The following is a 21,883-nucleotide window of genomic DNA, read 5'->3' as shown; positions in this document are numbered from 1 at the left end:
GTGTCATCCTTTGCTGGTGTCGTTAATTGGTTGGGATTGTTGGGTTGTAATGTTTGTGTGTGTTTCCGTGCGCTCGGTTGCACTTGCGCCTGAGTCTAGCGCAGCCCCGGGTAGCATGCGCTTTAACGTATCATCTTTATACACAAAGTGGTGTAGTAGCGCCGCGCCGACATGGCCCGCCACCACTACTATCAGTGCCCAGGCGCCCCAAAGGTGTAGTAGGCCCAGTAAATCTACTTGACTGCCGTTTAGATTAACGAGCGCAGGAACACTGAATAGGTCGAAAAAGCGGGCGGGCTGGCCTTCGGCGGTGGTCATGAAATAGCCGCTGAGCAAGAGCGCGAGCAGCAGTGTGTACAGCATATATTTCACCCAGCGGGCGGCCAAAACCGCTGCGCGACTGTGGCTCGCGAGCGACGCCGGCGTTCGATTGACGGTGCGCCAACACAAGCGCGCAATAGTCAGCAACAGCAGTAGCAGGCCCAGGCTCACGTGCAGCGCCGGGCCGCGGTGGTACCAGGTGTGGTAGTAATCCAGCGACACCATCCAGAGCCCAAGCCCAAACAGCGCAAGGGTCAGCAATGCCGAACTCCAGTGCAAAAACTTTGATAATCCGCCGTAGCGGCTCGGTAAATCGCGCATTTTGTATCCAGTTAAGGGTGATCGTGGTCAGGGCTACAGTTGCCGCTGGCGATTAGGGTAGACTGGCGCACCGTTAGACACTTTGGGTTTTCGCATGGCTTTTCAACCCCCGGTGGACGCTATTGACGATCTGGCGCCCGCCGATTTAACTCGCGCACAGGGCTGGCAAGCAAAGTACAAGATGCTGATGGCCTGGGGCAACCGCGTTCAGACCAAACCCTGGTTGCGTCGCGACGAGCAACGGGTGCCCGGTTGCGAAACGGCGCTGTGGCTGGCGCATCAACAAGAGAAGGGATTGCATTGGTTTGCCGTGGACGGCGAGTCCCGCATCGTAAAAGGTTTGGCGGTATTGCTGCTGGTGCACATTCAGGGGCAGTCCACTGCGGCCATCCGGGCGCTCGACCTGGCTGGGCTCTTGCGGGAGCTGGGGCTGGAGAAACACCTGTCGCCCTCGCGCAGCAATGGATTCAATGCTTTGGTACAGCGCATTCGACGCGAACTGAACGCGGATTAGGGTTGTCGGGGTGTGGGCGAGTTTTTTTGCCGGCTCAAAAAGCGCGCAATGGCGCGACTGGCGGCAATCATGCCAAAACTGGCGGTGACCATGGTGGCGGCGCCCAGCCCGCCACCGCAATCCAACTTTACTTCTGCGCCCAGCGCCGACTTGTTTTCGCACACGCCGCCATCGGCGGCTGGAAATTTTAATTGCTCGGTGGAGTAAATAGCCTCGATGGAAAAATTGCGTTTGGCGTTGCGGCTGAAATTGTAGTGCCGGCGCAAGTTGTTACGGGTTTTGGCCAGCAACGGGTCGTTAGTGGTTTTTGCGAGGTCGATTGAGTCAATTTGGCGCGGGTCGGTTTTACCGCCGGACGATCCCACGGTCACGACCGGTGTCTTTTGACGCTTGCAATGGCCGATTAGCGCCGCTTTAACGAAGGCCGAATCGATGCAGTCGAGCACGAAATCCAAGTGGTTGTGAACGATTTCGGCAACGTTTTCGGGGGCGATAAAATCCTCCACGCAATGCACGGTAATGTCGGGATTTATGCCCCGTAGCCGCTCGGCGATGACCTCGGTTTTGGCCTGGCCAATGGTGCTGGCCAGCGTGTGTAGCTGGCGGTTGCTGTTGGTCACGCACACCTCATCCAGATCGACCAGTGTCAGCGTGCCCACGCCGGTGCGCGCCAGGGCCTCGGCGGCCCAGGAGCCCACGCCGCCGATGCCAATCACCATAAAGTGCGCGCCGTGCAAGTGATCGAGGGCGGCGCGCCCATAGAGCCGGCCAATGCCGCCAAATCGCTGCAGGTAGCTGTCGCTGAGAAGGGGCGGCGAAACGGACATTGAGGGCTTCCAGGTGGTAAAAGGGGCGCCATTATAGCGGCCCCGGGCGCGTTAAATAAAATCGCGCTCGTGCACCTCAATGACTGTGGGCACGTCGGCCTGTTGTGCCTCGCGCAGGGCGTGGGCCAGCGCATTGAGGTCGCGCGCGCGGGTGGCGCGGCAACCGTAGCCCTCGGCCACCTTGATAAAGTCGGGCGAGTAGATATCACAGGCCATGGGCGCCATACCGGCGTCTCGGAAATTCATGGCAATCATTTCGTAACAGTGGTTGTGCCAGATAACCAGGGTCACGGGAATCTTTGCCTCGACGGCAGTGGCCAGCTCATTTAAAGAAAATTGCACGCCCCCGTCGCCAAGCAGCCCAATGACCGGGCGCTTAGGGTTGCCCAGGCGCGCGCCAAAGGCTGCCGGCAGCGCCCAGCCCAATGTGCCGTAGCCGGTGGCGGCTGAGCCAAAGCTGCGCGGTGCCCGCGCATCGAACTGATTGGCGGCATAGTAGGCCGGCTGGGTGGAGTCACCCATCACAATGGCCTCGGGCAAGGTGTCGAGTAGGCAATCCAAAAAGGCCTGGTAGCCGGGGTGCCGCTCCTGCGAGCGGTGCTTCTCTTTGGCAACGCTCACGCGCGCAATGCTGTCCGCCTGTCGCTCGTTCGCCAATCTGGGCGCCAGGCTAGCCATAAAGGCGGCACTGTCGGACTGAATGGCCAGGGCGGGGCGGCAATTGCGCGTCAGCTGTTGGCTGTCGATATCGACCCGGATGAGCTGGCCGGGTATGTGAAAATCGCCTTTGAAGAAAAAGTCGTAATCGGTTTCGGAAAGTTCGGTGCCGATGGCCAATACTATATCGGCCTGTTCAAACTCGTGGCGAATGGAGGCAAACGACGGGTTGGAACCCAGTAGCAGGGGGTGGTCGGGCGGCAGCAAGCCCTTGGCGTTGTGGGTCAGGCTGACGGGTGCTTGCAGCGCGTTCACCAGCGCCATTACCTGGGGTTGTGCGTCGGCGCAGCCTCCGCCCAGGGCCAGTAGCGGACGCTGGGCACTGTTCAACAGTGTGGCCGCCTGGGTCAGCGCCTCAGTGGTAGCCGCCGGCCGACTGGGCAGGGGCCAGATTTCCAGGGGCACGTGATCGGCGGCGGCAGTAATCACATCCAGCGGTAGCGTGAGATGCACTGGGCCCGGTCTTTCGCTGGCGAAAATGGCAAATACACGCGCCATGACTTTGGGCAGCTCATCGGGGCGGGTAAGTGTGTGTGCCCAGCGCGCGCACTCGGCCATGGCCGCCTGCAGGTTACGCGTTTCGTGCAGGCGGCCCTCGCCGAGGCCACGCTGCCATGTATTGTTATCGGCCGAAATTACCAGCATGGGCTGGGAGTCCTGCAGAGCCTGGCCCATGGCGCCGCTGATATTGAGCGCACCCGGGCCAGACACGGTAATACAGGCCGCCGGCTTGCCCGTCACCCGCGCATAGCCGTCGGCCATAAAGCCCGCACCCTGCTCGTGGCGCGGTGTCACGTGGCGAATACGCGTTTGCGGCAGGCCCCGGTACAGTTCGATGGTGTGGGTGCCAGGAATCCCAAAGGCCACCTCAATGCCATAGGCATCCAAGTACTTCGCCAATAATTCGCCACAGGTTTGCATCGCCAGACTCCCAAAATTTGTAGAGTCTAAGCATAGTGGCCATTGGTTGGATTGAGAAATGCGTTATTTTGCTGACTTCAGAAGGTTTTGTGATGATTACCAGCTGTTGTCGGGGGGCGTATTGACGAGAGGTTCGACAGAGGTAAGGGGTAGATCGAGCGTTGAAAATCTAACGTGGGTTAAAAATTCCTGACAAACAGATTGTGCATCGAAATTGATGTTCTGCTCATTAATCGGATTGTCAAATAGTGAAATAGAGAAGTGCAGTTTGATAGCCACATGGTCTGTTGCAGGTAAGTAGTAGCTGTGGTTCTGTAAGTTGCTTTGTGTAGTAAGTTCCTGATTGTGGTAATACGTAGTTTCGATATTGCTGGAGATTATCTTAATAGTTGCAACATTTGTGTGATGTAGTGGAATGCTTTGACTGTTGAGCGTGTTCTGGCTCTGAATGAAAGCACCTATATCCGCCAAACTATTTAGACCACTTTTGCTTGATAGGGCAAGTGATGACTTCAAAAATATCTCTCCGAATATCGATTCGGAGGTTTTATCCTTTAAATTCCATAGTAGTGAAAACACTGGAATAGTCATTGCTTCGGCAGGCTTTTCAGCTAAGTATCGATCCTGTATTTCGTGGGATCGCGGGTTGATAAGGGCGAGAGTGCTGAACTCTGGCGCTATAAAAGCTATCTTTTTACGACCAACGGCGACTTGTGTGATTTCGCCTGAAGTGTAGATTTCAGAGATGCTCATTTGCTTGTCCACTGGCTCAGTAAACTCGCCTGTCTAACGGCTGACATAAAGTTTGCTGATTGCCTGCTAATACTTTTTCCAACAGTTAAGGCGGCATCTGAGGATTCAGTTTGATCTAAGACTTGGTTGGCGTTTTTTGTTAATCCTCTGCTATTAAGCAATCTGCTAAGTTGGGCGCGAACAGAAGATAGTTTTAGTGCGGAAGAGTGGTTCGTAATTTTAATAGCGCTAGGTGATAATCGTGCGTCTTTCCTGCTGAGTTTTTTAAGTAGTGAAATGGCGCTACCTGTTGGATCTATAAGTTCAAATCCTAACTTGTCAAGGCTGATGCTCGAGTTGTCAAGGCTCCTTTCGAGTGTATCTGAGGCTTCGTCAAACACCCTGATCCGTATCTTTTCTTCGCTTTTAGATTTGACCAAGTACGTCTGAGTTTCGTGAATAATGTTTCCGAGTTCTTTGGTAATTCTTTCTTCGTTGAGTGATTTTTGGGATGGGCTTACCCATCTGCCTTCACTATTAATTAGGGCGCTTGGTATAAAAAACATCTGATACTTTGGCGTCTTTCCCCAGCCGTCTTTGTCGATGTGGAGCTCAGCTTTTTGCATGGCACTGCCTAAGCTTGAGCTGCTGCTGATGCAGACTTGTGGCTCAGTAAAGCGCTCGCTTAAAGTCTCTGAAAATTGGTCATTTGCAATCGTGTATAAGCCCTTTTCTCTAACACTTTTCTGGTGCTTCTTGATATTGGTTATGTATAGGCCATTAGGCGTGCCCGAACGGCCTTCTTGCGTAATGTAGTAATAGACCTCTAGCTCATCTACCAAACTCATATGTTTGGCGGCGCGGTCTGTACTTTGGAATGCGTTGATGCCTCCGCCTGTGGCGCGTAGTTGCTCAATCCGCAGTACAGTCTGTCGACCCCTATGGGTATTTAAATCAATGTTAATAATAAAATCAGGCAGCAGCTTCGCATCAATAAACACGGGGCGACCGCACTTACCGGTGGTATTGGCTGAAAAGGGAATGAAGCGCTGGGCGTGGCTCTGGTGGGGCTGCTGGGTTTGAAAGCCCAGGTTGGCGATTCCGTTCATAGTGCGTTCCATGCAGTACAGACATAAGGTGAGCGATTATAAAGGTGGCCGATGGCCTTGGCGAGGAAATGCAGGGCAAGCTGTACGCTGGTTCCAGGCGTGGATTCTAAGTGAGCTGCAACTAAAGCATTAGTTTCGGCTGGCACTTCATACAATACTCCGCTTTTCCCGTTTTTAAGCGAAATTAAGTCGAAATACCGTTGCGGCTGATTGTGGATTGAGGCGACTCTTACGTTGTAATTGAGTGCTCGAATAACCATAAAAATAAATTGCTATTGGGGTTGTTCCGAGTCTCCCGTCAGTCCCCGAGATAACCCTTTCAGGGCTTGGCGGCGGATTCCGGCCTGTCGCGAAGTTACTCATCAGGTACGGTGTTTACCAAAATACGCTCAGTTAGCGTTACCCCCGCCAACTGACCGTTCATTGATGTCCATGGAGTCGGCTTATGAAAAAAATGCCCTTAACTGTGCTCGGCAAGTCCGTCGCACTTTGTCTGTCTTGCTCGGTAGCCACTTTGGCTGGCGCGCAGGCCTTAGACCCTGCCAAGCTGTCGCTAGAGCGCCAAGCACTAGACGCCAAACACGCCCCTATCGCCGCGGGCAAGAACCGCATAGAGATTTTTGTCGAGCTGGAAAGCCCCTCAGTAGCGGGTTTCGTGGTTAGCGAGCTGGCCGCTTCCGAAACGGAGCCCACCCGCGACCGCCAACTGGCACACGCCAAGAAGATCAAGTCCGAGCAGTCCCAGTTCCGGGCAAAAATGCAAAAGCTGGGCGCCACTGAAGTCAAAAGCTTCACCGCAGGCGTGAACGGCAGCAAGTGGATTGTGGAGCGCTCAGACTTGGCTGCCATCCAATCCCTGGTTGGCGTCAAGCGCGTCATGCGCGTACCTCACCACAAGCTGATGAATAGCGTGTCTGTGCCCTGGATCGGTGGTAACGATGCTTGGGACATGGGCTTCTCGGGTGCGGGCAAGAAAATTGCCGTGATCGATACCGGTGTCGACTATTTGCACCAGAACTTTGGCGGCGACGGCAACTACGAGGGCAATGACCCGAGTGTCATCGAGCCAGGCACCTTCCCCACGGGCAAAGTCACCATGGGTTATGACTTCGCCGGCGCCGACTACAACGCCGGCGGCACCGAAGAGCAGCGTATTCCCAAGCCCGATCCCGACCCCATGGACTACAACGGCCACGGTACGCACGTAGCGGGTACGGCTGCGGGTAGCGGCGTTGAAGGTAAGGTGGGGCCAGGTGTGGCGAAAGACGCTGAAATCTGGGCCTTGAAAGTATTTGGCGATGTGGCCGGTTCCACCGCGCTGACTGTCGACGCCATCGAATTTGCGCTGGACCCCAATGGCGACGGCAGCGTTGACGACCGTGCCGACGTGATCAATATGAGTTTGGGTTCTGACTTTGGTCACCCAGATGACCCGTCTTCTGTTGCTGCCGATAATGCGGCCAACATGGGAGTGGTTGTGGTGGTAGCGGCCGGTAATTCTGGCAACGGTGTGCCCTACGTGCACGGCGCGCCAGCAGCCGGCAAGAAAACTATCGCAGTGGCCGCTACCGTGGCTGGCGGCGCCAATGAATTCGCCGTAAAGATTGAAAGCGATCTGGTGGGTGGTGACTATAACGCTGCCTATTCGGGAATTTCACCGGCCCTGGAAGACGGTAGCCCCATCAGTGGTCCGCTGGAAATTGCCAGCCCCCTGAATGCCTGTACGCCGCTGGCCAACGACATGACCGGCAAGGTGGCCTTGCTGCAGCGCGGCGCCTGTGCCTTTACCACCAAATTGCAAAATGCACTGGATGCCGGCGCTAGCGGTGCCATTGTGTTTAACAATGCGCCGGGCGCGCCCATCATCATGGGTGGCTCTCCGGTTGATCTACACGCTGCCATGATTTCATTGGCAGATGGCGAAGCCATTTACGGCGCTATGACCGGTGGTGACATGGCGGTGGGTGTATTAGATGCCAACAACTATGTGCCCTTCCCGGACAACGACGACACCCTGGCGGGCTTCAGCTCGCGCGGCCCCAACAATGGCGGGTCTGACTTTAAACCCGATCTGGCCGCACCGGGCGTAGGTATCTCGTCTGCCGCGACCCAATCGGGCGATGGTGCAGTTAGCTTGAGCGGGACTTCTATGGCAACGCCTCACGTGGCCGGTGCCGCAGCGGTATTGCTAGAGCGCTTCCCCAACCTGGAGCCAGACGCGATCAAAGCATTGCTGCAAAATAGCTCGCACCCGGCAAACAGCGCGGGCCCTGGCACCGATACGCCCTACCCGCTGACATTGCAGGGCACGGGTGTCATCAATGTGGCAACTGCAGCGCAGTTGAGCAGTATCGCCATGCCCGGCGCTATCAGCTTTGGCCGTATCAATGAAGATCGCGATGTGCGCGTACATGAAAAGATTGAGCTGAAGAACCTGTCTTCTTCCAGCCGTACCTTTAATGTCACCCACGTTGCCAACCGCGCCGTTCCCGGCGTGTCGCTGCGCTTCCCAAGCCGTGTGCACATGGGGCGCAACAGCAAGCGCCCCGTTCTGGTGACACTGGAAGTAGATGCCTCTGAGCTGCCGGCAGATGACGCCTTCTACAGTCAGACGGAAGTCGATGGCTGGCTGATCTTCGACGACGGTGAAGACAAGTTGACCGTGGGCTATCTGGCTGTGGTCGATCCCGCGTCTCGGATTCGCACGCGCGAAGATCGTCGCGGTAACTTCACACTGCACAACCAAGGCCAAGGCATGGGGATCGCCGAAGGCTTTACTCTGGCTGGCGAAGATGGTCTGTTCCTGGATGGTACCTCCAACGCTATCAAGGCGCTGGGCTATCGCGTGGCCGATTTTGGTTACCCAGTACTGCAGTTTGGTTTGGCTACCGAGGCGCCCTGGAACAACCTGTCGCAGCTCTGGACTGCCATGTACATCGATACCAATGAAGATGGCATCGACGACTACATCCTCTACTCTTACGATCAGGGCTGGTTGACCGGCGCCAATGATCCCAATGGGCAGATGGTTACCGCATTGCAGAACTTAAACACGGGTTCCTTCGTTTTGGAATATCTGGTGGCGAACGACTACAATGATGCCAGCGCTATCCACACGGTTGATTTGTATGGTGATTACGGCTTCTTGGAGCCCGGCGACACCACCTTCAACTACTGGTTAGAGTCCTACAGCCAAACTGACGGCGACAGCGTCGACGTTCAGTACGGCAGCATCGACCTGGCCAATGAAGTGATTGTCGATCAGCCCTCGGTCGCTATCGAAGCGCGCTCGCGGGTACAGGTACAGCGCCTGTCTGGCAGCGGTCAATACATGTGGCTGTTACCAAACGACAAGGCCGCAGGCCAAGTCGAAGTTGAGTAATCAATCAGTGGCAGGTCTTAGGGTGTAGGGTCTGCCAACCCGATTGAAATCTAGGGGCGTCGGTTTCGCCCCTCATGAAGCCCCGCTAGCCGGGGCTTTTTTGTGCCCTGCAGCAATCGCGGCGGGGCCGTGAATTTAATTTATACTCTGTGCTGCACACAGACATTAACACTGAGGTTCTATGCCCTTCTGGCGATCGGCGTGGACAGGGACGCCCCGCGTTTTATTGGCGATTGGAATCGCTTTTATCTGGTTCCCCTTAGCGGCGCAAGGCGTTGATCAGGCGGCCGAACAGGCAGCGGTCCCATCGTTGGACGCAGCGCTGCGCCAGTTGGAAGATGCCGAATTAGTGGCGACAGCAGAGGAATATCGCAAGGCCTACAACGCCCTGGCGCCGCGCATTGAAGCAGCCGACTCCGCCACACAAGAGCGCTACCGGCGCCTGGGATGCTGGATGCAAGGTGAAACCAGTCAGGCGGACATTGCCGAAGCCATTGTCAACGCCACCGGCTGGCTCAACCGCGCCATGGCCCGTGGCGATTTACCCGCCCAAGTGGACTATCAACTGTGTCGCGGCTGGTTTCGCGAGGTCAACAACGAATATAAGTTGGCGCTGCAAGATTATCAGGCCGCGCTCAAGCTGGCGGAGCTTACTGAAGATCGGCGGCTTATCGCCGACGCACTGAGCGCTAAGGGCGAGCTGTTGGCCCTGCAAGGGGATTTGGCGCAGGCGCTCAATGATTTACAGGTGGCACACCAACTGTATCACCTAGTGGGCAACCGCTACTGGACGGCTTACACCCTGTCGATGGTGGCCAACACTTACCGCCGCATGGGTGATTACGCGCGTGCCAAAGGTCTGCTGGAGGAAGTCATCGGTATCTACCAGCAGCGCAACGACACAGAAAGCGCCAATGGTACTCGCTTCATGTTGGCGCTGACCTACGATGATTTGGAGGAATACGACACTGCCTACGCAATTTACCGCGAGCTTTTACAAATCGACGAGGCCAGCGGAGAGCCGCGCGCGCTATTGGGCACGCTCATTGCCATTGCCGATAACCGCTTGCGCGCCGGTGATGAGCCGGCAGCACGAGCAGCGTTGAAGCGCGCGGAACCCCTGTTGGATCAATCCGCCGATCCCGTAAATACCGCGCTGTGGCAATTATTCAAAGCCAGTCAATTGTTGGTAGTGGGCCAGTACGCCGAGGCCGTAACACTGCTGGAGGCGGCCGAACCGGTAGTGCTGGCGCAGGACCATCAGCGTTACCTCGCCTGGATACAAAAGCTCAAAGCACAGGCGTTGGGTGACATGGGGCAGTGGCAGGCCGCCTATGATGCCCTGCGCGCCTACCAGCAAACCCACGAAGAACTGATGATTAAACTGCGCGATCAAACCAGTACTCGAATGCGCATCGAATTCGATGCCGCGCGCAAAGACGCCGAGAACCGCGCGTTGAAATCGGAGCGGGACGTGCGCCAGGCGCGCCTTAAGTATTTAGAGGAGCGTCGGCGTTGGCAGGGATTGCTTCTGGCCTGCGCCACCTTGGTATTGTTCGCACTCGTTGCCTTGGCCGTGCGCCAGTGGCGTCGTTCGCGCGCGTTAAAAAGCATGGCCATGACCGACGAACTCACCCGGTTGCCTAACCGCCGCAGCATCTATCAAACCGGCCAGCAGCTGCTCAATCATTTCCGGCAACAGGGTACCAATTTCAGTGTGCTGGTGTTTGACGTAGATTTTTTCAAACGCATCAACGACACCTGGGGGCACGAAGTGGGCGACAGGGTCCTGCAAAAAATTGCCGAGGTGGCAGCGGGTTGCCTGCGCGCGGACGATTGCCTAGGGCGCACCGGCGGCGAAGAGTTTTTAGTCACATTGCCGGGTGTCGACCTTGCACAGGCGCACGAGGTCGCGCTGCGTTTATGCCAGTGTGTCAGTGAAACCGATTTGCGCGAGGTAACCGACGACCTTTCTGTCACCGTAAGTGTGGGAGTGGCGCAATGCACTCAGACGGATACCGAGTTTTCTCAGCTGGTAAATCGCGCAGATAACGCCTTGTACCGCGCCAAAGACTCGGGCCGCAATCGCGTGGCACTCGACTTCCATGAAGATTAAAAATCTGCCTTCATAAATATTTAATATTCTTTTCGATTATAAAACGCCTCGCTCGTGGCACTGGTACCGCGCTGCTTTATGAGGCGTTGCTCGTACGCGTGCCAATTCGTGGTGCACGTCGTCGCCAATGCGAGACAGCAGGCAAGAAAATCAACGCTGAAATGCGACCGATATTTTTCATTTCGTAACTTTTTTCAGTGCAGCTAGTACGCAAGAACTAACAGAAAAATAAATATCATGAAATAGCGGCACTTATCGGGCGCTGTCAATGATTGTTCATATTTGTGGCGCAGACTTTGCACCTCTGGCTTGGGAGCTGACCCAAACCGAGTGATTTTCACAGAGGTGAACACAATGGAAGAGGTTTACGTTATCGCCGTGGCGCGCATTCCAGCCGTCAAATCGGACACAGACGATTTGGCTGCGATGGCCGCCCGGGCTATCACCCCGCTCTTTGAAGTAGCGTCTATTGCGCCAGATGCGGTGGGCGCGCTTTATCTGGGCAATATGCTGTCGGGTATCTTGTCCAACCAACAATTACTCGCGCCTTTGGTGGCCCAGTATGCTGAATTGCAAGGTGTAGAAACTATTACGGCCGAGGCCGCCTGTGGATCGGGCGCAGCGGCCATACGTTTGGGTTTTATGGCTGTGGCAGCGGGTTTGCACCCCTGTGTGGTGGTCGCGGGCGTCGAGCAAATGAGTCGCAACACGCGCGACGACGTTAGCCGAGGTTTGGCGACGGCATCTCATTGGGCGCACGAGGGTGGCCAGGGTGAAACTTTTATTACCCTTAACGCCAAGCTTATGCAGGCCTACATGGCGCGCTACCAGGTGCCGCGCAGTGCCTTTGCGCCCTTCGCCATAAACGCGCACCGCAACGCGCTGCACAATCCCTATGCGATGCTGCACAAACCCATTACCACCGAAGACTATAACCAGGGTCGACCGCTGGCTGAGCCCATCGGCTTATTTGATGCGCCACCCATTTGCGATGGCGCCGCGGCGGTGCTGTTAGCCAACCGCGAGACGGCTTTGGCGGCGCAGGCGCGGGGTTTACCGGTAGTGAAAATCAGTGCGTCTAGCTGTGCCAGCGACGCGTTGGCCATAGCACATCGTCGAAATCCGCTGGCGCTGCAGGCGGCCCAGGACTCGGCCCTGCGCGCTTACCGCATGGCCGACAAAACACCCGCCGATATCAATTTTTTTGAACCCCATGATGCCTATACGGTGATTACCGCGTTGAGTCTTGAAGCTGCGGGTTTTGTCGACCCGGGCACGGCGACACAAGCCGCCGCCGAAGGTGCCTTCAGCCGCGACGGTCGCCTGCCCATCACCACCTTTGGCGGCCTGAAGGCGCGCGGTCATCCGGTGGGTGCCACCGGCGTCTATCAAATCGCTGAGTGTTTTTTACAACTCACCGAGCAGGCTGGTCTGCTGCAAGTAGCCAATGCCCGTGTGGCCATGGCGCAAAACCTGGGTGGTGCCGCCGGCTCTGCCTTTACCCACATTCTTGAACGCGTTTAACGCAACGGAGTGATTATGATTGCAAAAGCACCTACCACTAATCGACTGGCCCTGGTAACAGGTGGCACGCGCGGTATCGGCGAGGCTATCAGTTTGGGGCTGCAGGAAGAAGGTTATCGCGTGTTGGCGAGCTATCAGCGCAACCAGCAGGTGGCGCAGGAATTTTCCGAGCGCACGGGTATTCCCGTGTTTAAATTTGACGCGTCGGATTTTGAGGCCACGGAACAATCCATCCGCACCATAGAGGCGGATTTGGGCCCCATTGAAGTGTTGGTCAACAATGCCGGTATTACCCGCGACGGGGTACTGCATAAAATGACACCGCAAAACTGGCAGGATGTGATTGAGACAAATTTGTCCTCTTGCTTTTACACCTGTCACGCTGTGATTGCCGGTATGCGCGAGCGCAGATTTGGCCGCATCGTAAATATTAGCTCTATCAACGGGCTGGAGGGGCAGTTTGGACAAACTAACTATGCTGCCGCGAAAGCCGGCATGTGTGGCTTCACCAAATCGTTGGCCAAAGAAAGTGCTCGCTATGGCATCACGGTGAACTCTGTTGCGCCCGGTTACGTAGACACCGAAATGGTGCGCGCCATAGCCCCGGAAGTCTTGCAAAAAATTATCGACAAAATTCCCGTGGGCCGTTTGGCCAAGCCCGAGGATGTGGCTCGCTGTGTGAAATTTTTAGTCGCTGACGACGCCGACTTTATTACCGGTACTACCTTGTCGGTAAACGGCGGACAGTATATGTCATAACTCAACCTTAAGTGGCGTGTGCCCGTGTCATGGTATCGATGGCGGGCGCGCAGCTGACCCTATCCGCTGGCTGCCCTGCTTCAGTAATTCAGTTGATCGTTCAAAGCAATACGAAAGTCCTTGCTTGATGCGGCGCGACGCACGGATTAATCGCGCGCGCCACAGGCGCACGGACTGAGGTGCTGGCTGTATCAAGGACTAACTGCTGTATTTATGAATAAAATCCGTCACCACCGGGCGTACAAATTGGCGAAATTTGGAGCCGCTAAAAATTCCGTAGTGGCCAGCGCCCTGTTGCAGATGGTGTTTGCGCATATGCTTGGGAATGTTTTTGCAAATGTCCTGGGCTGCCTCAGTCTGGCCTATGCCGCAAATGTCGTCCATGGCGCCCTCTACAGTTAGCAGCGCAGTATTATCGATGGCTAAAAAATCCACCGGCTTGCCGTGGTGGGTAATCGTATTGCGCGCTATCTCATTGTTCTTGAATACCCGCTCAATGGTTTCCAGGTAAAACTCCGCTGGAATATCGAGTACCGCCATATATTCATCGTAAAAGGCCCGAAAGCGATCGGCGTCTTCCTCTTCACCGCTGATCAAGTTCTGAAAAAAATTGAGCATCTTGCGGGTGTGGGTATCGAGGTTCATGGTGAGGAAACCGCCAAGCTGCAAAAAGCCCGGGTAGACACGGCGGCCCTCGCCGGGGTAGCCCTTGGGGACCGTCATAATGGCGAAATTCTGAAACCACTCCATGGGGTGCTCGGCGGCGTATTCGTTCACCCGCGTTGGATTCTTAGTGTTGTCCAGCGGCCCGGCCATCAAGGTCAGGGATTTTGGCGTGGCTGGGCTTTTCTTGGCGGCCAGCACTGCGGTGGCAATTAACGCCTGTACCGTAGGTTGGCAGATGGCGATCACATGGGTGTTTTCGCCCAGATGTTCAATAAATTCCAGTAGATAATCGACGTAAGTGTCAAAACTGAATTCGCCCTCGCTCAAGGGGACTTCGCGGGCGTCCAGCCAATCGGTGATATACACCTCGTGATCGGGCAGCAGTGCCTCTACTGTGCCCTTGGCTAGGGTGGCGTGATGGCCAGAGAGCGGCGCGATCAATAGCACCTTGTGTTCATTGTGGTGCGCGCGCCGCTTAAAGTGAATCAAATTGCAAAAGGGTTTGTCGTACACCACGCGCTCGTAAACATTGACCGTCTGGCCGTCTATAACCACTTCGCGGATGCCAAACTCCTGCTTTTCGTAGTGCTGGGTAATGCGTAGGCCCATTTCAAGTACCGCATTTTGAGCGCGGTAGAAGGGCGTATGTGCCAGTGGGTTCAGGTTGTTGAGGTGTTGGCCCAAGTTAAACCACTCGTGCCAAACGCGCATGTTGCGAGTATAGGTTTCGAAGGTTTGGTAGCGCACATTCGCTCCTGTTGCTGCATTGCAGCAGGCTGGAAGGTGGTTGGCTGACGGATAAATTGGCGGCCACCCGGGCCGCCAAAACGCCTTAGGCGGCCTTGCTAGCAGTTTTGCTGGCGGATTTGGCCGCGGCCGGTGTTGCGCTGCTCCAAGCTTCTTTCAGCATTTCTGAGGCCTGTTCTTGCGCCTCGGTGACGATGCCGTAAGTTTCTTTAGTGGCGCTGGTTAATTTTTCCTGCATATCTTCCAGGAAGCTCTTTTGGGCCTCTAAAAAAGCGTTTAGATCTTTTTTATCGGACAGGCTTTTAGTGAAGGACATAGTGTCGTTCACCATGCCAGTCACCAGCGCCGTGTTGTGCTGGGTCAGTTTTTCAAAGGTTTGGATGTTGACCGCCAGCAAGCTGTTGGCAGGCTTAAGGGCGGACTGGAACTGCTCGGTCATTTGCTCAAACATGGTCTAGCTCCTTGTTGATTTGCTGCGCTGCAGCATGATGTTTGAAAAGCATAGCCAGTCCTTCTGTAGAGGTCAACAGAATTTTGTTGCGGTGCAGCAAATTGAGGATGCAGGTAGTACGGACGTGTGAGTGGGCCGGGGCTCAGGGTTTCTTGTCTTTGGCGTCGGTGCGCCAGAACTGCATGTTTTGTTCCATCATCTGGTTGAAGATACCCATGGGGCCCGCGTTTACCATTTGCTTCATCAGCGTTTCGATGGCGCCCTGCTGATCGAGGAAATGGGCCAGGCTTTGTTCCAGGTACTGACGTAAAAAAGCTTGCTGATCGCTGTCGTAAAAGCGAATGAGTTGTTTGAGCAGCGTATTGGTGAGCAGCGACTGCTGATCGGTGGCCTCTTGCTCGCTGATAATTTGTAGCAACAGACTTTTGGTGACATCCACCCCGGTTTTTGAGTCCAGCACCTGAAAGTCCACATGCTGGTTGATCATTGCTTTGATGTCGTCGAGGTTGATGTACTGACTTTTGCTGGTGTCGTACAGGCGGCGATTGGGATATTTTTTTACAATAATCAAGGGCTTGGCCAGTGGCTAACGGGGAAGTTGCCAGAATAGCGCGGCCGGCCAATGGCCACAAGCGGCTGCCGCGCGGTCGCTCAGATACGCTGGTGCACATAGTCGCCGGGCGCGGGACAGAGCGGGGGGTAATCGTCATTGCCGAGCGTTCGGGCGGGCACTGTGGGGCCTGCCTGCTCGGCCAGCCACTGGGCCCAGTGCGGCCACCAGGAACCGCTATGAGTGTCTGCCGCAGACAGCCAGTCGGCACTGTCGATGGGTAGACCAGTCGTGGTGTTGGGCAGACATTGGAAGCCGTACTTTTGTTGATCGGGCGGGTTGACGATGCCGGCAATGTGACCGGAACCGGCCAGTACAAACTGCGTGGGACCGGCCAACTGGCGTGCACTCTGGTAGGCGGCGGTCCACAGCACAATGTGGTCAGCGTGTGCACCCACGCAATAGGCCGGACAATCAATGGCGGCCAGCGCAATGGGCGTGCTATCGACTTCCAGCTCCGCCTTGATCAGCCGGTTATCCAGGTACATTCCCTTGACATACTCTTCGAAAATAGCAGCGCTCAAATGGGTGGAGTCGCTGTTCCAAAACAGCAAGTCGAAGGCCGGTGGCTTTTTACCTTTCAAATAATTGTTAATAAAGTTGGGCCAGTAGAGATTGTTTTCGCGCAAGAAATTAAAACTGGTGGCCATGACCCTGCCGTCAAAATAGCCTTTTTGCGAAATGTCGGCCGACAGGGCGTCCAACAGGGGGCGGCTCATGTAATGACCCAAATCCCCGGGTTCTGAAAAATCGAGCAGGGTGGTCAGTAGCGTCACACTGGACAGCCAGGCCTCCTCGCGCGCTTTCAGCCAGGCCTGTGCTGCGGCCAGCAAGGTGCCGCCGACACAGTAGCCCGCCGCGTTTAGCTGCTCGGTGCCGGTGATGGCTTTCACCACGCGGCAGGCAGTGACCGCGCCCTCTAGCAGGTAGTGTTCAAAGCCAAAGGCCCGGTGTTCTGCGGTTGGATTGACCCAGGAAATCATAAATACGCTATAGCCCTGCGCCACCAGCCAGCGCACCAGTGATTTTCGTTCATTGAGGTCCAAAATGTAGAACTTGTTAATAAACGGCGGTATCAGTAGTAGCGGGCGCGCGTAAACCTCGGCGGTGCTGGGCGCGTATTGAATCAACTCCATAATGGCGTTGCGGTACACCACCGCGCCGTCGGTATTGGCCACGTTGCGGCCGACGGAAAATTCGTCGCTGCTAACCTGGCTGATCCGTAGCGCTTGCGCGGGACTCTGGCTCAGGTCGTCGAGAAAGTTTGCCATGCCCTGGCGTAAATTTTCGCCCTGCTCGGCCAGGGTTGTGCGCACGATTTCGGGATTGCTCCAGGCAAAGTTACTGGGCGCTAACGCGTTTAGCCACTGCCGGCAGTAGAACTGCACTTGTTGGGCGGTGTGCGCGTCGTCAAATTCCAGTGCGGCTAACTGCTTCTCGACGAGCTGGCTATTGAGCAGATAGGACTGCCGAAGGAAACTGAACAAGGGCTGCTGTTGCCAATCGCTGTCTTCGAAGCGCTTGTCTTGGGTGGCGTGTGCCAGCTCCGGTAGCGGGCTTTGCGACTGAATGGCGCGTGTTAACTCGCCCCACAATTGGTGCTGTTTGCTGAGACATTCCATCTGCAGGGCTAGCAAGTCTTGGGCGTTGACCTTGGCGCTGGCGCCTTGTGCCGCAACCGCGGGTTGGCCAAAGGCCTGCCATTGTTGGAGTGTGTGTTGCGTCAGTTGCGCCAACATGTCGGCGTAGTTGTCACCCATGGTAAGAAGCCTTTGCCCTGTGTTGTTGATTACTCTAGCGCACTATTGCGCTGTCCAGCCGCCATCGAGTACCAGCGTCTGCCCAGTAAAATTACGGTTTTGCTCGGCAATACAAAATGACAGTGCCGCATTGAGCTCTTCTTGCGCGATGAATGCTTTTTTAGGCATGGGTTTTAACATGATACTCTCCACCACCTCCGCTTCGCTAAGTCCGTGGGCGGCTGCTTGGCTGGCGATCTGTTTCTCGACCAGTGGCGTTTTTACATAGGCCGGGCAAAGGGTGTTCACGGTGATATTGTGCGCAGCGGTTTCCAGGGCCAGTGTTTTACTAAAGCCCAGCAGACCGTGCTTGGCCGCGACATAGGCACTTTTATAGGGCGAGGCCACCAGCGCGTGTATCGAACCCACATTGACAATGCGACCAAAATTCTTGGCCTTCATGGCGGGTAAAAAGGCGCGGCTCACCAGTGCGGGGCCAATTAAAAGTACCTGAATAATCCGACTCCAGGCGTCGGGTGCAAAGTCTTCGAGCGGCGCCACATGTTGAATGCCGGCATTATTGATTACGACATCCAGCGCGCCCAGTTCGCGACTTAATTGCGCTATCCCCTTCTCGTCGCACACATCCAGTACACAGGGAATCAATTCACCCTGGTATTGTGCCGTGTTTACCTGGCTGGCCGCAGCACCGACTGCGTCGCTGTCTAGATCGGCCATAAATACTCGGTACCCTTGTTCTGCAAGCCAAGTGGTGAAACCCAAGCCAATACCGCTGGCGGCTCCCGTTACCAGTGCCTGCTTAACTGAACGTGTCACCAGGTCATTCCTCCCCGTGCATAATTTAACCCAAGGTTAGCAGTGCAGTGTGACAACTATGGGACGAAACGCTTGTGCCAATGCGTCTGAGCTGTCCGTCAGGCAACGGCCCGAACCTTCACCGGCTGCGCATTGGCCGATGCGGGTTTGATTGCAGGATTGGCGTGTCGCTGGTGTAAAAATTCAAGCACCTGGGCCCGGTAGCGGTTATAGGTTACATCTTTCGCCAGCGCCAATCGATCGCGTGGTCGCTGTAAATCCAGGGATAAAATTTCGCCCACGGTGGCGGCCGGTCCATTGGTCATCATCACGATGCGGTCGGACAGAAGGACGGCCTCGTCCACGTCGTGAGTGATCATTATCACAGTGGCATTCAAGTTGGCCTGTATTTCGATGAGCGAGTCCTGTAAGTGAGCGCGAGTGAGTGCATCCAACGCGCCAAAGGGCTCGTCCATCAGCAATACTTTCGGTTCCATAGCCAGCGCACGTGCAATGCCAACCCGCTGTTTCATGCCGCCTGAAATTTCATCGGGTCGTTTGTGCAGTGCGTGCTCCATGTGCACCAGCCGGAGGTTGTGCTCTATCCACTCGCGCATCTCGGCCTTATTTTTTTTGCCGCGAAAAACCTGCTGAACGGCGAGTTCGACATTTTCATAGGCTGTAAGCCAGGGCAGCAGACTATGGTTTTGAAAGACTACGGCTCGCTCGGGTCCAGGGCTATTGACTTCTTTGCCATCGAGAATGACGCCGCCATGCGTGGCTTGGTAGAGGCCGGCAACAATATTCAAGACGGTGGATTTACCGCAGCCTGAGTGACCAATGAGGGAAATAAATTCGCCCTTGGCAATACGTAGGGATACCTTGTCTAGCGCGCAAAAAGACCCTTGCGGAGTGGGAAAGTGCATGGATACTTGCTCGATACTTAGATACTTATCTTCCATTGGATTGTCTCCTGATTTAAAGCAAAAAGCGTTGGTCTGATGGTTTGCTGGTGATTCTCTGTGCAGAATAATCAGCTAGCGCAGTGCACTGTTTTTGTCCCAGCTAACGATTTTCTGTAGGGCGAGCATGCTTCTATCTAACGCAAAGCCAATTATGCCGATGGCAAATACCGCCACCATAATGCGCGCCAGCGATTGAGAACTGCCGTTCTGAAATTCGTCCCACACAAATTTTCCTAGTCCGGGATTTTGCGCCAGCATTTCGGCGGCAATGAGTACCATCCAGCCTACGCTGAGCGACAGACGAAGGCCGGTAAAAATGCCGGGAACGGCAGCGGGTATGACAATCTTTCGAATGTGGGCAAAGGCCGATAGGCGCAGCACGCGGCTGACATTTAATAAATCCTGATCGACACTGGATACGGCCACAGTGGTGTTGATCAGGGTGGGCCACAGGCAGCACAGGGTGACGGTTATCGCACTCACTAGAAAAGATTTGGCTAGCCAGGGATCGTCGGTGACATAAACGGCAGAGACCACCATGGTCACCAATGGTAGCCACGCCAAAGGCGATATGGGTTTAAATACTTGAATGATCGGGTTGACTGAATTGTAAAAGCGTTGCGATAGGCCGCACAGGATGCCCAATGGAACTGCCACTAGCGAAGCCAGCAAAAATCCCACAAAGGCAGTAAGCAGGCTGGTGCCTATCTGGTCGACAAATGTGGGTCTGCCGCGATAATCCCGCCACTTTATGTTGGCAGCTGGATCGCGCGCTAACTTCTGTTCGTTGCGCAAACTTTGCCGTTGGTAAAAGGCCGCCTCTTTGCTGCGCTCTGCGCGGTGCTCGCTCCAAAGGCTCTGTGCCTGTGCGTAAACCTGAGCCGGGCCCGGCAGTTGCCCCAGACTTGTGTCAATTTTGCTCGCGCCAATGTGCCAGCAACAAAGAAACAGCACCAGGGTTACTGCCGTCAATAGGGTTTGGCGCACGGGCTCCGCGGCAGGTGCTTGGCTGCAGGCCTTAAGCAGGCGTGCAATGGGTTCGGTAAGGGTGAAAGTGGCTGACATGGCAATCTCCTTTGCAGACTCTGGTTGCGCGTGCAACCAGAGCTTGCGTATGGCCGTGATCTAGAGTTGAGAGTCGGCTTTAAGGCCAATGGCGAATTTTTCTAAATAGGCATTCGGTTGGGAGCCGTCGTAAACAACGCCGTCGATAAAGCCTGTCTGCGGACCTTTAAAGCCGCTTTCGTCGCTGGCGGGGAAGTCTGATGCGCGCATCTTTCCCTCCGCAACCAGTGCCTTGGCGGCGAGTTGGTAGATGTCTGGCCGATAGACTTTCTTGGCTATATCCATGTACCAGCTATCGGGTTTGTGCTCGGCGATTTGGCCCCAGCGGCGCATCTGTGTGAGATACCAAATGGCGTCGCTGTAGAAGGGATAAGTGGCGTGATGGCGGAAAAACGTGTTGAAGTCCGGCACTTCGCGCTTGTCACCTTTTTCGTACTCGAAGGTACCGGTCATGCTGTTGGCGATAACTTCGGCATCGGCGCCCACATAGTAGGGCTTCGATAGAATTTCTACCGCTTCAGGACGGTTGGCGTTGTTGTTGGCATCCAGCCATTGTGCTGCTCGGATCATGGCCTTCACTACGGCAATGTGTGTTTTTGGGTATTTATCAGCCCAAGATTTGCTGACGCCAAATACCTTCTCTGGATTATTTTTCCAAATTTCGTAGTCGGTAATAACGGGCACGCCAATACCTTTAAACACGGCTTGTTGATTCCACGGCTCGCCCACGCAGTAGCCGTAAATAGTGCCGGCCTCCATGGTGGCTGGCATTTGGGGGGGCGGTGTCACACTGAGCAAGACGTCCGCTTGCAACTGTCCGGAAGTGTCGCTTTTGTGGGGAGCGTAATAGCCTGGGTGAATGCCACCGGCCGCCAGCCAGTAGCGGAGCTCGTAATTGTGAGTGGATACCGGGAATACCATGCCCATATTAAATGGCTTGCCATCGGCTTTGTATTGTTCGACAACGGGCTTTAAATAATCAGCTTTGATTGGGTGCACGGGTTTACCATCGGCATGGGGGATGTGCTTTTTCATGGCCTCCCAAATGGTGTTGGAAACTGTTATACCGTTGCCATTTAAATCCATGCTGAAGGCCGTAATAATGTGGGCCTGGGTGCCGTAGCCAATGGTGGCGCCCAAAGGCTGCCCCGCCAACATGTGGGCGCCGTCCAGCTCACCGGTGATGACCCGGTCTAGCAGTACTTTCCAATTGGCTTGCGCCTCCAATTCGACATACAGCCCCTCGTCTTCAAAAAATCCCTCTTCCAAAGCAATGGCGAGGGGGGCCATGTCGGTGAGTTTAATAAAGCCAAATTTTAATTCGTCTTTTTCGGGTTCGGCGTTTGCGTGGAGTATGGCGCCAAGGCTTAACGCTAGACTGGCGGCCAGTGTTTTGATATTGATCATGTATCGCTCCTGCTGACTTAAGGTGATGAATTCTGTTAGCAGAGTTAATACAAGTGCTGTGCCAAACTGGTGTAGATCTGCGGTATTTTTAAATGGAAGGGGCTTTTTCACTTTTCTGGTGCGGCAATATTTGCGCAATAGATTCGAATGCTTACTGCCGGTGCAATAATGTGC

Annotated in this window: 18 protein-coding genes; 5 read left to right on the top strand and 13 right to left on the bottom strand. The window is 55.2% G+C overall.

The window, feature by feature from the left end; translation table 11 throughout:
- Positions 1 to 3: 3 nt before the first annotated feature.
- Complete coding sequence (locus ACW8F6_RS16940) at positions 4 to 642, bottom strand: cytochrome b (protein WP_491577068.1); 639 nt, start codon at positions 640 to 642, stop codon at positions 4 to 6.
- Between the two features lie 94 nt (positions 643 to 736).
- On the opposite strand from ACW8F6_RS16940, the gene ACW8F6_RS16935 reads away from it, so the two are divergent.
- Positions 737 to 1,156 (top strand): SufE family protein, encoded by a 420-nt coding sequence (locus ACW8F6_RS16935; protein ID WP_491577067.1) that lies wholly within the window; start codon positions 737 to 739, stop codon positions 1,154 to 1,156.
- Here the strand turns inward: ACW8F6_RS16935 and tcdA are convergent.
- From tcdA to ACW8F6_RS16915, 4 genes are all read right to left on the bottom strand, one after another.
- The gene (gene tcdA, locus ACW8F6_RS16930) at positions 1,153 to 1,983 is read right to left on the bottom strand and encodes a tRNA cyclic N6-threonylcarbamoyladenosine(37) synthase TcdA (RefSeq protein WP_491577066.1); all 831 of its coding nucleotides are present in this window, start codon (positions 1,981 to 1,983) and stop codon (positions 1,153 to 1,155) included. The genes ACW8F6_RS16935 and tcdA overlap by 4 nt on opposite strands.
- 51 nt (positions 1,984 to 2,034) lie before the next feature.
- Positions 2,035 to 3,621 carry a 5-guanidino-2-oxopentanoate decarboxylase gene (locus tag ACW8F6_RS16925; RefSeq protein WP_491577065.1) on the bottom strand — a complete coding sequence of 529 codons (1,587 nt, stop codon included), beginning with the start codon at positions 3,619 to 3,621 and terminating at the stop codon, positions 2,035 to 2,037.
- Between the two features lie 96 nt (positions 3,622 to 3,717).
- Complete coding sequence (locus tag ACW8F6_RS16920; RefSeq protein WP_491577064.1) at positions 3,718 to 4,374, bottom strand: hypothetical protein; 657 nt, start codon at positions 4,372 to 4,374, stop codon at positions 3,718 to 3,720.
- A complete protein-coding gene (locus ACW8F6_RS16915; protein WP_491577063.1) occupies positions 4,371 to 5,462 on the bottom strand; it encodes a hypothetical protein in 1,092 nt (363 codons plus the stop codon). The genes ACW8F6_RS16920 and ACW8F6_RS16915 overlap by 4 nt, the downstream gene beginning before the upstream one ends.
- A 445-nt stretch (positions 5,463 to 5,907) precedes the next feature.
- Here ACW8F6_RS16915 and ACW8F6_RS16910 point away from each other — a divergent pair, with 445 nt between their 5' ends.
- The 4 genes from ACW8F6_RS16910 (at position 5,908) to phbB (ending at position 13,243) form a co-directional block, all read left to right on the top strand.
- A complete protein-coding gene (locus tag ACW8F6_RS16910) occupies positions 5,908 to 8,844 on the top strand; it encodes a S8 family serine peptidase (protein ID WP_491577062.1) in 2,937 nt (978 codons plus the stop codon).
- 226 nt (positions 8,845 to 9,070) lie between these two features.
- Positions 9,071 to 10,960, top strand: coding sequence for a GGDEF domain-containing protein (locus tag ACW8F6_RS16905; protein ID WP_491577061.1), 1,890 nt, complete (start codon positions 9,071 to 9,073; stop codon positions 10,958 to 10,960).
- Positions 10,961 to 11,314: 354 nt separating this feature from the next.
- The gene (locus tag ACW8F6_RS16900) at positions 11,315 to 12,484 is read left to right on the top strand and encodes a thiolase C-terminal domain-containing protein (RefSeq protein WP_491577060.1); all 1,170 of its coding nucleotides are present in this window, start codon (positions 11,315 to 11,317) and stop codon (positions 12,482 to 12,484) included.
- 15 nt (positions 12,485 to 12,499) lie between these two features.
- Positions 12,500 to 13,243 carry an acetoacetyl-CoA reductase gene (phbB, locus tag ACW8F6_RS16895; protein WP_491577059.1) on the top strand — a complete coding sequence of 248 codons (744 nt, stop codon included), beginning with the start codon at positions 12,500 to 12,502 and terminating at the stop codon, positions 13,241 to 13,243.
- A 198-nt stretch (positions 13,244 to 13,441) separates the two neighbouring features.
- Here the strand turns inward: phbB and ACW8F6_RS16890 are convergent, their stop codons facing one another.
- From ACW8F6_RS16890 to ACW8F6_RS16855, 8 genes are all read right to left on the bottom strand, one after another.
- Positions 13,442 to 14,656 (bottom strand): polyhydroxyalkanoate depolymerase, encoded by a 1,215-nt coding sequence (locus tag ACW8F6_RS16890; protein WP_491577058.1) that lies wholly within the window; start codon positions 14,654 to 14,656, stop codon positions 13,442 to 13,444.
- Between the two features lie 85 nt (positions 14,657 to 14,741).
- Positions 14,742 to 15,107 carry a phasin family protein gene (locus tag ACW8F6_RS16885; protein ID WP_491577057.1) on the bottom strand — a complete coding sequence of 122 codons (366 nt, stop codon included), beginning with the start codon at positions 15,105 to 15,107 and terminating at the stop codon, positions 14,742 to 14,744.
- Positions 15,108 to 15,249: 142 nt separating this feature from the next.
- The gene (phaR, locus tag ACW8F6_RS16880) at positions 15,250 to 15,678 is read right to left on the bottom strand and encodes a polyhydroxyalkanoate synthesis repressor PhaR (protein WP_491577056.1); all 429 of its coding nucleotides are present in this window, start codon (positions 15,676 to 15,678) and stop codon (positions 15,250 to 15,252) included.
- A gap of 80 nt (positions 15,679 to 15,758) precedes the next feature.
- The gene (locus ACW8F6_RS16875; RefSeq protein WP_491577055.1) at positions 15,759 to 17,477 is read right to left on the bottom strand and encodes a PHA/PHB synthase family protein; all 1,719 of its coding nucleotides are present in this window, start codon (positions 17,475 to 17,477) and stop codon (positions 15,759 to 15,761) included.
- A 42-nt stretch (positions 17,478 to 17,519) separates the two neighbouring features.
- A complete protein-coding gene (locus tag ACW8F6_RS16870; protein ID WP_491577054.1) occupies positions 17,520 to 18,293 on the bottom strand; it encodes a 3-hydroxybutyrate dehydrogenase in 774 nt (257 codons plus the stop codon).
- A 98-nt stretch (positions 18,294 to 18,391) separates the two neighbouring features.
- Positions 18,392 to 19,234, bottom strand: coding sequence for an ABC transporter ATP-binding protein (locus ACW8F6_RS16865; RefSeq protein ID WP_491577053.1), 843 nt, complete (start codon positions 19,232 to 19,234; stop codon positions 18,392 to 18,394).
- 75 nt (positions 19,235 to 19,309) lie between these two features.
- Positions 19,310 to 20,302 (bottom strand): ABC transporter permease, encoded by a 993-nt coding sequence (locus ACW8F6_RS16860; protein ID WP_491577052.1) that lies wholly within the window; start codon positions 20,300 to 20,302, stop codon positions 19,310 to 19,312.
- A 60-nt stretch (positions 20,303 to 20,362) separates the two neighbouring features.
- Positions 20,363 to 21,709, bottom strand: a complete 1,347-nt coding sequence (locus ACW8F6_RS16855) for a CmpA/NrtA family ABC transporter substrate-binding protein (RefSeq protein ID WP_491577051.1) — start codon at positions 21,707 to 21,709, stop codon at positions 20,363 to 20,365.
- Positions 21,710 to 21,883: the final 174 nt, after the last annotated feature.

The sequence above is a fragment of the Simiduia sp. genome (assembly GCF_058345725.1).
The sequence above is the reverse complement of the archived record's forward strand: the minus strand, read 5'-3'. Positions and strand labels throughout refer to the sequence as shown.

What these genes read in the sequence shown, in the direction of transcription:
- ACW8F6_RS16940 (WP_491577068.1), bottom strand. Translation starts at nt 642, where the DNA reads ATGCGCGATTTACCGAGCCGCTACGGCGGATTATCAAAGTTTTTGCAC.
- ACW8F6_RS16935 (WP_491577067.1), top strand. Translation starts at nt 737, where the DNA reads ATGGCTTTTCAACCCCCGGTGGACGCTATTGACGATCTGGCGCCCGCC.
- tcdA (WP_491577066.1), bottom strand. Translation starts at nt 1,983, where the DNA reads ATGTCCGTTTCGCCGCCCCTTCTCAGCGACAGCTACCTGCAGCGATTT.
- ACW8F6_RS16925 (WP_491577065.1), bottom strand. Translation starts at nt 3,621, where the DNA reads ATGCAAACCTGTGGCGAATTATTGGCGAAGTACTTGGATGCCTATGGC.
- ACW8F6_RS16920 (WP_491577064.1), bottom strand. Translation starts at nt 4,374, where the DNA reads ATGAGCATCTCTGAAATCTACACTTCAGGCGAAATCACACAAGTCGCC.
- ACW8F6_RS16915 (WP_491577063.1), bottom strand. Translation starts at nt 5,462, where the DNA reads ATGAACGGAATCGCCAACCTGGGCTTTCAAACCCAGCAGCCCCACCAG.
- ACW8F6_RS16910 (WP_491577062.1), top strand. Translation starts at nt 5,908, where the DNA reads ATGAAAAAAATGCCCTTAACTGTGCTCGGCAAGTCCGTCGCACTTTGT.
- ACW8F6_RS16900 (WP_491577060.1), top strand. Translation starts at nt 11,315, where the DNA reads ATGGAAGAGGTTTACGTTATCGCCGTGGCGCGCATTCCAGCCGTCAAA.
- phbB (WP_491577059.1), top strand. Translation starts at nt 12,500, where the DNA reads ATGATTGCAAAAGCACCTACCACTAATCGACTGGCCCTGGTAACAGGT.
- ACW8F6_RS16885 (WP_491577057.1), bottom strand. Translation starts at nt 15,107, where the DNA reads ATGTTTGAGCAAATGACCGAGCAGTTCCAGTCCGCCCTTAAGCCTGCC.
- ACW8F6_RS16875 (WP_491577055.1), bottom strand. Translation starts at nt 17,477, where the DNA reads ATGGGTGACAACTACGCCGACATGTTGGCGCAACTGACGCAACACACA.
- ACW8F6_RS16865 (WP_491577053.1), bottom strand. Translation starts at nt 19,234, where the DNA reads ATGGAAGATAAGTATCTAAGTATCGAGCAAGTATCCATGCACTTTCCC.
- ACW8F6_RS16860 (WP_491577052.1), bottom strand. Translation starts at nt 20,302, where the DNA reads ATGTCAGCCACTTTCACCCTTACCGAACCCATTGCACGCCTGCTTAAG.
- ACW8F6_RS16855 (WP_491577051.1), bottom strand. Translation starts at nt 21,709, where the DNA reads ATGATCAATATCAAAACACTGGCCGCCAGTCTAGCGTTAAGCCTTGGC.